General features: G+C 69.7%; 13 protein-coding genes. 1 reads left to right on the top strand and 12 read right to left on the bottom strand.

The window, feature by feature from the left end; translation table 11 throughout:
• Window positions 1-28 precede the first annotated feature (28 nt).
• Both AB0C28_RS50030 and AB0C28_RS50025 read right to left on the bottom strand, forming a co-directional pair.
• Window positions 29-1,096: an ABC transporter ATP-binding protein gene (locus tag AB0C28_RS50030; RefSeq protein WP_357858006.1), complete on the bottom strand. Its 1,068-nt coding sequence runs from the start codon at window positions 1,094-1,096 to the stop codon at window positions 29-31.
• Window positions 1,097-1,112: 16 nt separating this feature from the next.
• Window positions 1,113-2,546, bottom strand: a complete 1,434-nt coding sequence (locus AB0C28_RS50025; protein WP_358083591.1) for a gamma-aminobutyraldehyde dehydrogenase — start codon at window positions 2,544-2,546, stop codon at window positions 1,113-1,115.
• A 198-nt stretch (window positions 2,547-2,744) separates the two neighbouring features.
• On the opposite strand from AB0C28_RS50025, the gene AB0C28_RS50020 reads away from it, so the two are divergent.
• Window positions 2,745-3,236 (top strand): Lrp/AsnC family transcriptional regulator, encoded by a 492-nt coding sequence (locus AB0C28_RS50020; protein ID WP_106252021.1) that lies wholly within the window; start codon window positions 2,745-2,747, stop codon window positions 3,234-3,236.
• Between the two features lie 67 nt (window positions 3,237-3,303).
• On the opposite strand, the gene AB0C28_RS50015 is transcribed toward AB0C28_RS50020, so the two are convergent.
• The 10 genes from AB0C28_RS50015 to AB0C28_RS49970 are packed head-to-tail and all read right to left on the bottom strand — an operon-like array spanning window position 3,304 to window position 14,569.
• A complete protein-coding gene (locus AB0C28_RS50015) occupies window positions 3,304-3,582 on the bottom strand; it encodes a hypothetical protein (protein ID WP_357857999.1) in 279 nt (92 codons plus the stop codon).
• Window positions 3,579-4,478 carry a hypothetical protein gene (locus AB0C28_RS50010; protein WP_358083588.1) on the bottom strand — a complete coding sequence of 300 codons (900 nt, stop codon included), beginning with the start codon at window positions 4,476-4,478 and terminating at the stop codon, window positions 3,579-3,581. The genes AB0C28_RS50015 and AB0C28_RS50010 overlap by 4 nt, the downstream gene beginning before the upstream one ends.
• Before the next feature lie 34 nt (window positions 4,479-4,512).
• The gene (locus tag AB0C28_RS50005; RefSeq protein ID WP_357857994.1) at window positions 4,513-7,257 is read right to left on the bottom strand and encodes a glycoside hydrolase family 38 C-terminal domain-containing protein; all 2,745 of its coding nucleotides are present in this window, start codon (window positions 7,255-7,257) and stop codon (window positions 4,513-4,515) included.
• Window positions 7,254-8,333: a Gfo/Idh/MocA family oxidoreductase gene (locus tag AB0C28_RS50000; RefSeq protein ID WP_358083585.1), complete on the bottom strand. Its 1,080-nt coding sequence runs from the start codon at window positions 8,331-8,333 to the stop codon at window positions 7,254-7,256. The genes AB0C28_RS50005 and AB0C28_RS50000 overlap by 4 nt, the downstream gene beginning before the upstream one ends.
• The gene (locus tag AB0C28_RS49995) at window positions 8,330-9,223 is read right to left on the bottom strand and encodes a TIM barrel protein (protein WP_358083582.1); all 894 of its coding nucleotides are present in this window, start codon (window positions 9,221-9,223) and stop codon (window positions 8,330-8,332) included. Before AB0C28_RS49995 ends, AB0C28_RS50000 begins: the two co-directional genes overlap by 4 nt.
• Window positions 9,214-10,392: a CehA/McbA family metallohydrolase gene (locus AB0C28_RS49990; protein ID WP_358083579.1), complete on the bottom strand. Its 1,179-nt coding sequence runs from the start codon at window positions 10,390-10,392 to the stop codon at window positions 9,214-9,216. The genes AB0C28_RS49995 and AB0C28_RS49990 overlap by 10 nt, the downstream gene beginning before the upstream one ends.
• Window positions 10,389-11,453, bottom strand: coding sequence for an ABC transporter ATP-binding protein (locus AB0C28_RS49985; protein ID WP_358083576.1), 1,065 nt, complete (start codon window positions 11,451-11,453; stop codon window positions 10,389-10,391). The genes AB0C28_RS49990 and AB0C28_RS49985 overlap by 4 nt, the downstream gene beginning before the upstream one ends.
• Window positions 11,453-12,271, bottom strand: coding sequence for a carbohydrate ABC transporter permease (locus tag AB0C28_RS49980; protein WP_358083573.1), 819 nt, complete (start codon window positions 12,269-12,271; stop codon window positions 11,453-11,455). Before AB0C28_RS49980 ends, AB0C28_RS49985 begins: the two co-directional genes overlap by 1 nt.
• On the bottom strand, window positions 12,268-13,200 hold the full coding sequence (locus AB0C28_RS49975) for a sugar ABC transporter permease (protein WP_357857980.1): 933 nt from the start codon (window positions 13,198-13,200) through the stop codon (window positions 12,268-12,270). The genes AB0C28_RS49980 and AB0C28_RS49975 overlap by 4 nt, the downstream gene beginning before the upstream one ends.
• On the bottom strand, window positions 13,175-14,569 hold the full coding sequence (locus AB0C28_RS49970; RefSeq protein WP_358083570.1) for an extracellular solute-binding protein: 1,395 nt from the start codon (window positions 14,567-14,569) through the stop codon (window positions 13,175-13,177). The genes AB0C28_RS49975 and AB0C28_RS49970 overlap by 26 nt, the downstream gene beginning before the upstream one ends.
• Window positions 14,570-14,576: the final 7 nt, after the last annotated feature.

The following is a 14,576-nucleotide window of genomic DNA, read 5'->3' as shown; positions in this document are numbered from 1 at the left end:
CACGCATGAAGGGGTTCATGAGGGGGTGTCAACTTCCAATCACGTACGAGTGCTGCGCCTGCCACGACAGCCACACGGAGTCGCCCCGCTCCGCCGTCGCCGTCGCGTCATGCGCGTTCTGCTGGAAAACCGTCATCTCGGCCCCGTCGGCGAGACGCACGGCGTAGCTGTTGTAGGTGCCCAGATAGACGACTTCGGCCACCGTTCCGCGCACGGCGCTCGATCCGCGCGCGGGCTCCTCGGTGCCGATGGTGATCTTCTCCGGCCGTACGGTCACCGTCACGTCGCCGTCGTGACCGGGCACCAGCACCCGGCCGCCCGCGATCTTCAGCTCACCGGCGGTCGCGGCGCCGGTGAGCAGGTTGGAGGTGCCGATGAAGCCGGCCACGAAGGCGGTCGCGGGCCGCTCGTAGATCTCGTGCGGCCCGCCCAGCTGCTCGACCAGGCCGTCGTTCATGACGGCGATCCGGTCGCTCATGGTCAGCGCCTCGCTCTGGTCGTGCGTGACGTAGACGAAGGTGATGCCGACCTCGCGCTGGATGCGCTTGAGCTCGATCTGCATGGCCTGGCGCAGCTTGAGGTCGAGCGCCCCGAGCGGCTCGTCGAGCAGCAGCGCCCGCGGCCGGTTGACCAGCGCCCTGGCCAGGGCCACGCGCTGCTGCTGGCCGCCGGACATCTGACGCGGCATGCGCTTCTCCCGGCCGGCCAGGTCGACGATCTCCAGCATCTCGCCGACCCTCCGCTTGACCTCCTCCTGTGACGTCTTACGCTGCTTGAGCCCGAAGGCGACGTTGTCCCAGACGCTCATGTGCGGGAAGAGCGCGTAGGACTGGAAGACCATGTTGACGTCGCGCTTGTTCGGCGGGACGTTCGTGACGTCCTGGCCGAGCAGGCGGATCAGGCCCTTCGACGGCGCCTCGAAACCGGCGATCATCCGCATGGTCGTGGTCTTGCCGCAACCGGACGGCCCGAGGAGGGAGAAGAACTCCCCCTCGGGGATGTCCAGGCTCACGCCCTTGACCGCCTGGACGACCTCGCCATGCGAGTGGTACTCCTTGACGACGTCTTCAAGCTCGATCGCACTCAGCTCGGTCATCCCAGGATTTTTCCTTTTACTCGCCGATGTAGTGCATGACGTGCTTCACCCGGGTGTAGTCGTGCAGGCCGAACACCGACAGGTCCTTGCCGTACCCGGAGTGCTTGAAGCCGCCGTGCGGCATCTCCGAGACGAACGGGATGTGGGTGTTGACCCACACCACGCCGAATTCGAGCCGGTTCGACATGCGCATCGCGCGGCCGTGGTCGGAGGTCCACACCGAGCCGCTCAGGCCGTACTTCACGTCGTTGGCCTTGGCCAGCGCGTCGGCCTCGTCGGTGAACGTCTGGACGGTGATCACGGGGCCGAAGACCTCGTTCTGCACCATCTCGTCCTCCTGGCGCAGGCCGTCGACGATGGTCGGGGCGAAGAAGTAGCCCTTGTCGCCCACGCGGTGACCGCCGGTGAGGACCTTGGCGTGCGCGGGGACCCGCTCGATGAAGCCCTGCACCTTGGCGAGCTGGCTCTCGTTGTTGAGCGGGCCGTAGAGCGCGTCCTCGTCGTCCAGGCCGCCGGTGACCGTACCGGCCGCGGCCTCGGTGAGCGCGGCCACGAACTCGTCGTGCACGCTCTCCTGCACGAGCACCCGGCAGGCGGCCGTGCAGTCCTGGCCGGCGTTGTAGAGGCCGGCGGTGGCGATGTCGGCGGCGGCCCGGCCCAGGTCCTTGACGTCCTCGAACACCACGACCGGCGCCTTGCCGCCGAGCTCCAGGTGCACCCGCTTGAGGTCGTCGGCGGCGCTCTTGGCGACCGACATGCCCGCGCCGACCGAGCCCGTGATGGCCACCATCGCGGCCGTCGGGTGGCTCACGACCAGGGCGCCGGTCTCGCGGTCGCCGGTGACGACGTTGAACACGCCCGCCGGCAGCACCTCGCCGATGATCTCGGCCAGCTTCAGCGTGGAGACGGGCGTGGTGTCGGACGGCTTGAGCACGATCGTGTTGCCCGCCGCCAGCGCGGGGGCGATCTTCCAGACCGCCATCATCATCGGGTAGTTCCACGGCGTGACCTGGCCGATGACGCCGATCGGCTCGTGCCTGATCACGCTGGTGTGCTCGGCCAGGAACTCGCCCGCCGTGGGGCCCTCCAGCGTACGCGCCGCGCCCGCGAAGAAGCGGAAGTGGTCGGCGGCGATCGGAGTCTCGTCCTCGGCCATGCGAGCGCGTGGCTTGCCGGTGTTACGGCACTCGGCCTCGTTGATCTCATCGGCTCGCGCGTCGATCGCGTCGGCCACCTTGAGCAGCAGGTTGGCCCGCTCACCCGGGGTGGTCCCGCCCCACGCCACGAACGCGGCCGCCGCGGCGGCGTAGGCGCTGTCGATGTCCTCGGGCCCGGAGACAGGAGCCTGGACGTAGGCCTCCCCCGTGCACGGATCGATGATGTCGGAGAACCGGCCGCTCTTGGCGTCCACGAACTCACCGTTGATGAAGTTCTGCAGACGGGGTGTCATGCGCCCTCCTGATGAGGTGGCTGAGATGCCGCGACTCTGACAGAGCGACAGCATCCGGACAAGGGATTTCGTGGCGAAGATATCAAATTGCTACGAATTCGCTTGACAGACCACCGAGAACTGACAACATGTCGCACCAGGACGGCAACCCAGCGGGAACGCCCGCGTAACGCCGGACCAGTAGGAGGAATCCTCTCGATGACGACGCCGCCGCGCGTACGCAGAAACAGCGCCAGCACCGGCACCGTCGTGCTCGACGACCTGTCCAAGCAGATCATCGAGCAACTGCAGAACGACGGGCGGATGCCGTACGCGGCGATCGGAAAGGCGGTGGGCCTGTCGGAGGCCGCCGTCCGCCAGCGCGTCCAGCGACTGCAGGACGCCGGCGTGATGCAGATCGTGGCCGTCACCGACCCGCTCACCCTGGGCTTCCCCCGCCAGGCCATGATCGGCGTCAACTGCGAGGGCGACCTGGAGTCGGTGGCGGACGAGCTGTCGGCCATCGACGAGATCGACTACGTGGTGCTCACCGCCGGGTCCTTCGACGTGATCGTCGAGGTGGTGTGCGAGGGCGACGGCCACCTGCTGGAGATCCTCAGCAAGATCCGCGCCATCCCGGCGGTACGGGCCACCGAGTCGTTCGTGTACCTGAAACTACGCAAGCAGACGTATTCGTGGGGCACCCGCTAGAAGCGAGTCCGGATGGAGGACGGCCCCTTCTCCGCCCTCCATCCGGGTGTGCTGTCAGCCGACTCGGCTAACCGAAAACGTCTTCCATCGATTTAGCATCCATGGCTCGCCTGAACCAGCCCTTCAGGATCACCACATCGCGACACGTCTGGACGCGCTTGTACACCTCTTCGGGCACGGCGATCCCTCGCACGCCCAGGACCCTGAGCACCGACGACGCCATATCCGCGGCTATGACCTTGAGCATTCCCTCGGCCCTGCCCTGCGCGAGGAGGCATTCGGCCCATTCGCCTTGGTACGCATAGGCCATCGCACTGAATTCGGGATCTACCTTTGTATCGCTCAAAGGAAGAGCTCCTCGACCGAGGAGCCCTTGAGGGCCCGCTCGAACCAGTTGTCCAGAGTCGCCTCGTCCCGACAGTCCATGACGCGCTCGCGCACATCCTCGGGTACCGCCTGTCCCTGCGAGTCGAGGAGCTTGAGCACCAACTCCGCCTTACCCGCGGCCTTGCCTTCGACCTTGCCCTCGGCCTTGCCCTCGGCCTTGAGGCTTTCGGCGTATACGCCCTGGTAGGGATAGGTCTTCGTGTTCATACCTCGGCCCCATTCTTCCTGAGCGTCACCTTCCAGTGACAGGGTGATGTATCGAGCATACCGATAGGCGGTCTCTCGATCGATGGTGTCCAGCGCCGCTTGTACCGCAGCGGTGATTTCACCGAATCGCGGATGCTCGCTCTGCGTGACGACCGAGACGACCGCCAGCCCGATGTTCTCCGCCGCCTGGCGGACATCCGTGATCACCGGCGTGTTGCCTTCGTGGATGACCAGGGGCTTCAGGACGAGCCCTGGATGGCCGGTGGTGATCTCGCCGCCCGCCCACTTCGCGACCTTGCCCTTGGGGCAGATGACGACCAGACAGGCCGGGCACTTCTCTCGCGCCCGCAGGTTCGCGATGTATTCCAGCCACGCATAGCGCTTGGTCTCGTCCTCCGCGCGCTGCGTCTCGACGATGACGCCGAGTTTGTCTCTCTTCTTCTGCCCGTAGAGGATGGCGCCGTCGGCGCGACAGACGCCGGGGTCGGCCTCCGAGAGGTCGGGCGAGGCGAGGCGTGCCGCGCCCGACTTCGCGATCGGCAGATCGAACAGAGCCAGGAGTAACTGCCGGGTATGGTCCAGATCCAGAGTCAGGATCTTGTTGATGCCCTCGTGTTGTGGCGTCACAGAACGACGCGCAGTAATCATGCGGTTACATTACTACGTGCGTTCGATTCATTACTCAGAGTTTGCGGAACTGGATCGTCACGATCTCCCAGGCGTCCAGAGGCAGGCGCACCGCGCCTTCCGTGATCTCGATCGGGTCGCCGGGGCGGCCGCGCAGGTCCGCGTGCCGGGCGGCCACCAGGTCGCCGCAGATGACGGCCTCGGTGGGGTTCGGGGTGAGGGCGACGACGCGGAGCTCGTGCCAGCCGTCGCGCTCGCGCAGCGAGGTCATCGCCACACCGTGGCCCGTCACCGAGACCCCGGTCCCCATCTCGGGCAGCGGCAGGAACGGCTCGCCCTGGCCGGGCACCACCAGCAGGTCGTGCCGGAAGGACTCGGCCGCGGGCACGACCTCCTCCCACGAGCGTCCGTACGGCATCAGCGCCAGCTCCACCGTGCGCAGCCCGCGGGACTGGGCGGCGGGGGTCGGCAGCTGGGGCCCGGCCGGCTCGGGGCGCAGGACGTTGCGGTTGCGGGACAGGTAGCCGACCGAGCGGAGCAGCGTCAGGGCCAGCTCTGTGCCCCCATCGATCACCTCGTACTCGGTCACGTGCTCCAGCAGCGCGGCCACGCCGCCCGCGGCCACCCAGGAGGAGGCGGGGAAGGTGGGCAGCGGCTCCTCGCCGCAGCCGCCCTCGGAGGTGAGGCCACGGGTGACGACCGCGAACTGCCCTTCGGCGTGCGACTCGGCCGCCTTCTCCGGCAGGGGGATGTGCAGGCGTACGCGGTGGTCGTCGCAGCGGTTGTCGAACTCGACCCGCAGGCGCACGAACGGCTCGCCGGCGCGCAGTTCGACGCGGGTGTTGACGACGATCTCCTCAAGCCTGGAGCTGCGCGTGATGGCGGGGATCTCCGGGCTTTCCTGCGACTTCTCCGCCGAGGCGGGCCAGTTGTAGACGCGCTTGACGTTGACCGCGGCGATCAGCGGCCCGGCGATGATCGACTCGATCTCGACCAGCTCCGCCTCCGTCACCTCCTGGTCGGCCAGCGGGGGCGCGTAGTTGTAGGTGTCGCCCACGTCGCCGCGGTTGACGATGCGTCCGGCGCCGGTGACGGTGGTGCCGTCCTCGCCGACCAGGGTCAGCGTGCCGTCGCGGGCGATCATGACCCGGAGCAGGCCGTTGTCCAGCACCTCCTCGTCGCCGCGCACCGGCAGAGGCGCGGAGTCGGAGCTGAGCCAGCAGGCCGGGTGGTGCTCGCGCAGGCTGCGGCCCTCGGGGTCGCTGGGCGGGCCGTAGACCTGGTCGCGGGGAGCGGGGCGGACGCTCGTGTGGCCGAGCGGGGGGACCCCGACCAGGGCCGCGACCGTGCGCCGGGGCTCGGCCTCGATGCGGACGCGGGTCACGCCGTCGATGGAGCGGCGCAGTTCGTCCATGTCGACGAGCTCGGACGTCTCCCGCGCCACCGTGAACGTGAGCGTCCCGTCCTTGACCGACCAGCGGGTGATCTGCTGTCCGTACAGCTCGGTGCCGTGGACGAAGGTCAGCGCCGTGGCGGGGTCCATGGTCTCGTCGAGCAGCAGCGTGGCGGCGTACTCCAGCGGCTGCGTGGGCACGGGCCGGCCGGCCGGGTCGATCAGCGGGTCGGTGCCCGCCACGTCCACGACGACGACGCCCTGCCGGGCGGCCGGCGTCGGGTTGACGACGAGCGCCGCGTCGGACGGGACGGAGCGCGCGAGCCGGGCGGTCACCATGTCGCGCACGGCCTGGCCGAGGTGCTCGGCCTCGGCGATGCGGGCGGCGACCTGCTGGGCGGTCTCGTCGACGCCGCAGCCGGTCACGGAGTCGTGGCCGCTGGCGTCCACCAGCCGCCACCACGCCATGTCGAGGAAGCGGCCTGGCCACTCCTCGCCCCAGAGGGCGGCCAGCGGCTCGGCGTAGCGCTCGACCATCCGCTCGGCCCGGCCCATGGCCTGCTTGACGTGGGCGCGGATGGAGATGACGCCGGGCAGGATGTTGGCCCTGGCGTGGGAGCGCAGCTCGCCGTGCACCTCGGGCAGGCCCTCGACGTCACCGCTGTACGCGCCGATGTAGCCGGACAGGGTGTCCATGCGGGCGTCGATGGCGGTGACCATGTCCGGCAGCCCGCGTACGGGGGCGGAGTGGTCGGTGCCGTACATGGCTAGCAGCGAGCCCTCGGGACCGTGCCATTCGCGCATGGTCGTGACGAAGGACGCCGCCCGCTCCTTCAGCCCCTCGGTGTCGGAGAACAGGTGGGCGCCGTTGCCGTAGCCGCCCGCGGGAAGGTATTGGGTGCGCAGCGCGGTGCCGTCGGGGGCGACCCAGGCGAAGGCGTCGGTGGTGACGGAGGACGGGACGCCGCGGTAGACGCAGGCGTGCAGCAGCCCGGCCTTGCGCAGGATCTGCGGCATCTGGGCGGTGTGGCCGAACATGTCCGGCAGGTAGCCGACCGGCATGGCGCCGCCGAGCTTGTCCGCCCTGGCCATGCCCAGCTCCAGGTTGCGGATGATGTTCTCGCCCGAGCACAGGAACTCGTCGAGCAGGATCTGCCACGGCCCCACGGCCAGCCGCCCCGACTCGACCAGGGCGGCCAGGCGGTCGCGGTTCTCCGGGCGCACCTCCAGGTAGTCGTCCACGCAGGCGAGCTGCCCGTCGAGGGTGAAGTGGTAGGCGGGCTCGCGTTCCATCGTGTCGAGCACCTCGTCCAGCAGCGCGACCAGGCGCAGCCGGAAGCGCTGGAAGGGTTCGTACCACTCCCGGTCCCAGTGCGTGTGCGGTACGACGACGATCTCCTTGCTCACGCTGCCTCCCCTCCAATGGGCAGATCATGCTGCAGGGCGTAGCGGGCCGCGATCCGCTGCGCCGTGACGATGTCCTCGAGCCCGCCGCCCGCGTCGGTGAGGGGCGGCTTGCCATCGTTCACGTAAGCATGAAAGGCCGCGAGCTGTACTTCGAACGCCTCAGTCACTTCGCGCCAATGTGCCCGGCTCTCCGCGTCGGACACCACGGTCAGCGTGGTCGGCGCGTTCATCAGGTACGGCGAGGGGAAGACCAGTTCGAGCGAGCCGCGATCGTGATGGATCGCCACGGTCTCGCGGTAGGCGGGATAGTCCTCCAGGTAGTGCCAGCGCAGGGAGAACCTGCCCCGGACCGGCAGCGGCCCCGAGATCTCGATGGAGCCGGGGGCGGCGCCCCACGTCTCGACGTACGAGATCTCCTGGGGCGAGCCGGTGAACCGGCGCAGGAGCGACAGATCGTGGCAGATGGAGCCGAGCGCCACCCCGTACAGGTTCCTGACCGATTCGGGGGCCGCCTCGCCGAGCGCCTTCGACACCAGATCGTGCTCGGCCGCCCGCAGGGAGGCGAGCAGTCCGGGGTCGACGTCGCGGGCCTGGGCCAGGTTCGCGAAGGCGAGCTGCGACTCCCCGCTCGGGTGCAGCACGGTGACCTCGACCGCGCGGATCACCTCGGGGCCGCCGAGCGCGGCCAGCGCCTCCTCGGCCCGGCGTACGGCGGGGTCGTACTGCTTCATGTAGCCGACCATCAACCGCCCTTCGGGCAGCGCGGCCACCTCGGCCCTGGTCAGCGCGAGCGGCTTCTCGCAGAGCACGGCGTAGCCGGCGGCCAGCGCCTTCCTGACGGTCTCGCCGTGCGAGCCGGAGGCCAGCACGACGACGGCCTCGAAGCCGCCGGCGGCGAGCAGGTCGTCCACCGACGTGTATCGTCCGGCGGCGCCCAGCCGGTCGCCCACGGCGTCGGCAAGCGTGCGTGACAGGTCGCAGACGGCGGTCACCTCGAACAGGTCACGCCGCCGCGACAGCAACGGTACGTAGACCGCCTGGGTGACGGCCCCGCACCCCACAAGCGCGATTCTCAAAGTCCCAAGTCCTTCAGCATCTGACGGTTGGCCGCCTGGTCGGCGATGTTCTGGGCGACCGAGCGGCGGCCGGGCAGGGTGTCCTGCTCGATGATGATCCAGCCCTCGTAGTCGATCTCGTCCAGCGTCCGCACCACGGCGGGCAGGTCCAGCTCGCCCTCGCCGAGCCGGGCGAACCCGCCGCGGCCCATGAGCTCGCGCAGGTCCACGCCGTCGGCCAGGGCCTGGGCCAGGATCTTCGTGTCGCCGTCCTTGATGTGCACGTGATCGACCCGGCCCGCCCAGGCGCGCAGGCACTCGACCGGGTCGCCCCCGGCCAGCAGCAGGTGGCCGGTGTCGAGGCACAGGTGCACGTCGGTCAGCTCCAGCAGGCGTTCGACGTCCTGCGGCGTCTCGACGTACGTGCCGAGGTGGTGATGGAAGGCGGGCTCGAAGCCGCGCTCCCTGCACCGGTCGGTGGCCTCCTGGATGCGGGCGGCGTAGCCGGGCCAGTCGGAGGCGGGCAGTCCTGGAACGCTCCCGCCGGGGCGGGCGAAGCGCTCGGCGGAGCTGGAGCAGGCCAGCGTGGGCCGCGGCGGCAGGTCTCCTGCCGGGGCGGCGGCGAACACGTCGAGCGCCGCCTCCAGCGCGGGCAGCCCGCTCGCGTACGCGTCCGCGTCCTCGTAACGCAGGTCCACCCAGCCGCCGGCCAGCAGCAGCCCGGCACCGGCCAGCCGGTCGGTCAGCTCGGAGCCGGTGCCCAGGTAGCCGATGGGGCCCGAGTCGATGCCCTCGTAGCCGGCGTCGGCCAGCGCGCGGACCATCTCGTCGGGGGTGAGCGGCGGCGGGGCGTCGCTCAGCTCGAAGACGCCGAAGCTCACGGGGGCGTTGGCGATTTTCCTCACGCGCATAGGGCGATCACCTCGTTCTCGTAGGTTTCCAGCCGGTGCCGTCCGCCGGTCGCCGGCAGCAGCGCGCGGTCGCCGCGCACCACCTGGCGGGTGCCGTCGGGGCGCACCAGCACCAGGCCGTCGGCGTCGAGCGCGAGCAGTTCGTCGCCCAGCCTGAGCAGCAGCGGCGCGTCGGGGCCGGCGGAGACGGCGGTGCGCCCGGCCCGTACGCCGTCGAGCACGGCGCCGGTGTCCTCGGCCAGCACCCAGGTCGTGGGCGCGCCGGGCAGCCCGTCGTTGCCGTGCTTGTGGAAGTCGCTGCCGCCGATCACGATCAGGTCGTCGCGCCAGGCGTCGGCCCAGGCCAGCGGGGCGCCCCAGCGGCGGTCCCACCAGCCGGAGTGCCACACCTCGGCGATCGGGGGGCGGCGCTCTAGCGGCTGCAGCCAGGCGCAGTCGCCGCCGAGCGGATGGTTGATCGACATGAGGCCGCCCGCGCGCTCGGCGTGGTCGAGCCAGGAGTCGGGGGCCTTTCTGAAGTCGACCCAGCCGACGTCGCCGAACACGTTGGCGTGGCCGCGGTCGGTGGTGACCTCCTGGCCGGGGATGAGCGTGATGTCGCGGCCGGTCTTGGCCAGCCAGGGGTGGTGGCTGACCGTGTTGTGGTCGGTGACGGCCAGGAAGTCGAGGCCACGACCGTGGGCCAGCTCGGCCAGCTCGGGGATGGTCAGGCTGCCGTCGCTGTGCAGGGTGTGGGCGTGGAAGTCGCCGGCGTACCAGCGCAGGCCGTCCACGGCGGGGATGTCCCTGCGGGGCGGGCGCTCGCCGTGCGGCGGCTCCTCGGCCACCGGCTCGGGCGGCGCGACGGGGTCGGTCGTGATCTCCAGCGTGTAGTCCAGCCCCTGCGGCGGGATCCGGTGCAGGCGCAGCCAGACGTGCCACGTGCCCGCCTCGGGCTCGCCCGGCAGGTAGCCGGGGGTGGCCCAGTCGCGGGTGATCGTGTACTCGTCGCGGGCGCCGCCCGACCAGCCGCGATAGCCGTCCGGCGCGTCGCAGCCGAGGTCGAGCACGCCTTGCGACCTGTCGTACGACAGCTTCACGTGCACGGAGGCGGTCCCGGCCGGCACCTCGAACGGCACCTCGCGCAGGATGCGCTCCAGCCGGTCGTCCAGTGTCCAGTGGCCTCTCACACCAGTTCTCCGTCCAGGTAGACGAGGGCGCGGTCGCGCCTGGGCACCGCGTAGCCGTCGTCGCCCACGGCGGGCTCGCTGCCCTCAGGGACGACGGCCTGCACGTTCACGTCGTTGACGTCGAGGGTCACCAGGTGGGAGGCGCCCAGGTTCTCCACGATGGCCACCTTCCCGCCCAGCGCCCCGTCAGCGGGCTCGGCCGAGTACGTCATGTACTCGGGACGCACGCCGTACACGATCTTCCCTCCGTCGGACAGCCGGCCCTCCGCCGCGGCCGGGACCGCAACCTTGCAGCCCGCCACCTCCAGCGTGTCACCTCGTACGACGCCGTCCAGGAGGTTCATCGGCGTGGAGCCGATGAAGCTCGCCACGAAGGTGTTGGCCGGCCGCTGGAACACCTCGGCCGGCGTGCCGATCTGCCGGATGTGCCCCGATTCCATGACCGCCATCCGGTCGGCCATGGCCAGGGCCTCGGCCTGGTCGTGGGTGACGAAGACGGTGGTGACGCCCAGCTCCCGCTGCAGTTTCTTGAGAAACGTGCGTGCCTCCAGCCGCAGCCGCGCGTCCAGGTTGGACAGCGGCTCGTCGAACAGGAACGCCTGCGCCTGCGTGGCCATCACCCGGGCCAGCGCGACCCGCTGCTGCTGGCCGCCGGACAGTTGCCCGGGGCGCCGGTCCATGAGGTGTTCGAGCCCGAGTCGCGCTCCCACCTCGGCGGCCTTGTCGCGGCGGTCGTTCTTGGAGACCTTCTTGATCCGCAGCGGGTAGGCGATGTTGTCCGTGACGTCCATGTGCGGGAAGAGCGCGTAGTCCTGGAACACCATGGCCACGTCCCTGGCGCCCGGCTGCACCCCCGTCACGTCCCGGTCGCCGATGACCACGGCGCCGCCGGTGGCGGTCTCCAGGCCCGCGATCGTGCGCAGCAGCGTGGTCTTGCCGCAGCCGGAGGGGCCGAGCAGGGCGAAGAACTCGCCGTCGGGGATGGCCAGGTCGAGCGCGTCGAGCGCTCTGACCCCGCCGGGGTAGACCTTGGTCAGCCCGCGTAGTTCGATGGCGGCCATTAACGCTTGATCCCTCCGTGGAAGCGGAAGCCGTACTTCTTGCTGACGAACAGGTACATGAGCACCACCGGGATCGAGTAGAGCAGCCCGAAGGTGGACAGCATGCTGAGGTTGGCCTGCCCGCCCTCGGTGTAGAGCGTGTACGTGATCACCGCGGCCGGCTGCTTCTCCACGTCGCTCAGCAGCAGGTACGGCATCAGGAAGTTGCCCCACACGTTGGCCACGGCCCAGACGGCGATGGTCGCGAGGCCGGGCCGCACCAGCGGCACCACCACGTCCCGCACGATCTGCAGCGGCGAGGCCCCGAACACCCGGGCCGACTCCTCGTACGACTTCGGCGTGGAGTCCATGAAGTCCTTGAGCATGAAGATCGCCGCCGGCAGCAGCCCGCCGGTGAGGATGAGGATCAGCCCGAACTGGGAGTCGATCAGGTTCAGCTCCACCGCGAGCTGGAACAGCGGCACCATCGCCGCCGTCCCGGTGATGATCGACGACAGCAGCAGCAACGCGTACAGCAGCGCGTCGCGGCCCGGCAGCCGCACCCGGCTGAGCGCGTACGCGGCCAGCGCCGCGAAGATCACGACGAGCACGGCGGTGCCGACCGACAGGACGACCGAGTTCCACAGCGACGGCAGCGCGTACGGGTGCTCCAGCACCGCGGTGAAGTTGTCCCAGGTGAAGTCCGGCACCCGCACCTCGTATGTGGGGTCCGAGGTGAACGGCGCCGTCACCAGCCACAGCAGCGGCACGGTGAAGAAGGCCAGCAGCACCGCGATCAGCGTGTAGAACCCGATCCGGCCCAGGACGAAACGCGTCATTTCTTGCTCCGCAGCAGCCGCAGGTAGAACACCGCCACGACCAGGTTGATCAGCAGGATGATCGTGGAGACGGCGGCGCCGTAACCGAGTTCGCCGCTCTGCAGCGCCACCTTGTACACGTGCACGGCCAGCACCTCGGACTTGCCGTCGGGGCCGCCCGCGGTGAGCAGGAACGGGGTGAAGTCGTTGAACGTCCACAGGCTGATCAGCAGCAGGTTGGTCAGGATGTGGCCCCTGATGTGCGGGAAGACCACGTCCCTGAGTTGCTGCCAGCCGGAGGCGCCGGCCAGGCGGGCGCTCTCCAGGTGGGAGGGGGGCACGTTGCCGAGGGCGGCGCCGTACAACATCATCGAGAAGGCCGTGCCGCGCCACGTGTTGAACACGATGATCGACAGCATCGGATGGTCGAGCAGCCAGGCGAAGCCGGGCAGCCCGAGCAGCGCGTTGAGCGTGCCGCCGTCGCGGTCGAGCAGCGCCACCCACAGGAACGACACGATCGCGCTGGGCAGGATCCAGGCCAGGATGACCAGGCCCTCCACCACGCGCTTGAGCGGGCCACGCCGGTCGCGCAGCAGCCAGGCGATGGCGAAGCCGAGTCCGACCTGCCCGATGACGGCCGAGCCGAGCACGAACTGCACGGTCAGCCAGGTAGAGCTCCAGAACGTGGGGTTGGAGACCGCGTCGAGCAGATTGTCCAGGCCGACGAACTGCGGCTCGGCGGCCGCGGTGCCGGTCAGGCGGTAGTTGGTCAGTCCGAGATAGAGCACCCAGAGAGCGGGGAAGACGAGGAAGACCGCGATGAGCAGCAGGGCCGGCGCCGCGAAGATGCCGGCCCGCGCCTTGCCCAGGCCCGCCGCGTCAGAGCTGTAGCGGGGGGCCTGGGCCTCGTCCTCCGGCCGCGTCTCAGGAGGCGATGTTGCCTGCGCCACCGACGATTCCTTCGAGCTTCTTCTGGTAGTCGGCCGCCGCCTGGTCGGGGGCGGTTCCGCCGACGACCGCGGCGGTCGCCTCCTGCAGCGCCACCGACACCTGCGGGTAGGCGGCGACCGGCGGCCGGTAGGCCGTCAGCGGCAGCACCTTCTCCGAGATGAACGTCAGCAGCGGCTCACCGGCGAGGATCTCCTTGTTGACGTCGGTGCGCGGCGTGATGCGCACGTTGCCGTCCTTGGTCTCCTCCTTCAGCGCCTCCGGCGAGAGCATGAAGGTCAGCAGCTCGAAGGCCTCCTTCGGGTGCTTGGTGTTGGGGTTGACCGTACGCAGCGCGCCACCGGACATGCTGACGAAGTCCTGGCCGCGGATGCCCTTGCCGGGCTCCATGGCCGGGATCATGGCGTATCCGACGACCTGGTCGCGGTCGGCCATCTTGGCCACGCCCGTCTTGGGGTTGACCACGCCGCGCCAGAAGTAGTCGCCCTCCATCAGGATGCCGATCTTGCCGTCGGCGAACTGCTGGAACGACTTGTCGCGGCCCTTGGCCTCCTGCTGGAGCTTGGGGTCGCCGAGGCCGCCGCCGTAGATCTTCTGGTAGAGGCCGAGCGCGTCCTTGAGCGGCTGGGAGGCGCCGCTCCACTTACCGTCCTGCTGCACCTGTCCGCCCGCGCCGGCGAGCAGCGGCAGCACGCCCTGCATGGAGGTGGCCTCGCCCATGGCGGTGCCGGCGTTGATCTGGATCGGCACGGGCACGCCGGACGACTTGAGCTTCGTGCCGGCGTCGAGGACCTCCTGCCAGCTCTTCGGCTGCCAGTCGGCGGGCAATCCTGCCTTGGCGAACAGGGTCTTGTTGAAGTAGAGGACGCGGCCGTCGGTGCCGACGGGCAGGGCGTACCGCTTGCCGTTGAACTGGGCCATCCCCTGTACCGCCTCGGGGATCTGCGACCAGCCGTCCCAGCTGTCGGCCTCGGCCCCGGCCACCTCCGACAGCGGCTTGATGTAGCCGGCCTCGGCGAACTCGCCGGCCCAGATGCTGTCGATGTCGATCACGTCCGCGCCCTTGCCGGACTTGAGGTCCAGGGAGAGCTTGGTCTTGTACTGCTCGTCGTCGACGCCGCTGGGAACGAACTTGACCGTGACGTCCTTGCCCTTGGCCTTCTGGGCCTCTTGGAACTTGGGGATGACCCAGTCGGCGATGAACTTCGCCGCCGCCTCGTTCTTGCCGCCCTGGATGGCGTTCTGGGCGATCGACAGCTCGATCGTGTCACCGCCTCCCCCGGACGACGACGACTGGCCGCAGGCGGCGAGCCCCAGACCGGCTGCGGCGATGACCGCGACCACACCTACCGACCGTTTCCGCAGAGCCATGCAAACC

Source organism: Nonomuraea sp. NPDC048892, assembly GCF_040649735.1.
Taxonomy (GTDB): Bacteria; Actinomycetota; Actinomycetes; order Streptosporangiales; family Streptosporangiaceae; genus Nonomuraea; species Nonomuraea maheshkhaliensis.
This window is presented reverse-complemented; position numbering and strand designations above follow the sequence as displayed.

Coding starts and splice junctions, on each gene's coding strand:
- AB0C28_RS50030 (WP_357858006.1), bottom strand. CDS start 1,096: ATGACCGAGCTGAGTGCGATCGAGCTTGAAGACGTCGTCAAGGAGTAC.
- AB0C28_RS50025 (WP_358083591.1), bottom strand. CDS start 2,546: ATGACACCCCGTCTGCAGAACTTCATCAACGGTGAGTTCGTGGACGCC.
- AB0C28_RS50020 (WP_106252021.1), top strand. CDS start 2,745: ATGACGACGCCGCCGCGCGTACGCAGAAACAGCGCCAGCACCGGCACC.
- AB0C28_RS50010 (WP_358083588.1), bottom strand. CDS start 4,478: ATGATTACTGCGCGTCGTTCTGTGACGCCACAACACGAGGGCATCAAC.
- AB0C28_RS49995 (WP_358083582.1), bottom strand. CDS start 9,223: ATGCGCGTGAGGAAAATCGCCAACGCCCCCGTGAGCTTCGGCGTCTTC.
- AB0C28_RS49985 (WP_358083576.1), bottom strand. CDS start 11,453: ATGGCCGCCATCGAACTACGCGGGCTGACCAAGGTCTACCCCGGCGGG.
- AB0C28_RS49980 (WP_358083573.1), bottom strand. CDS start 12,271: ATGACGCGTTTCGTCCTGGGCCGGATCGGGTTCTACACGCTGATCGCG.
- AB0C28_RS49970 (WP_358083570.1), bottom strand. CDS start 14,569: ATGGCTCTGCGGAAACGGTCGGTAGGTGTGGTCGCGGTCATCGCCGCA.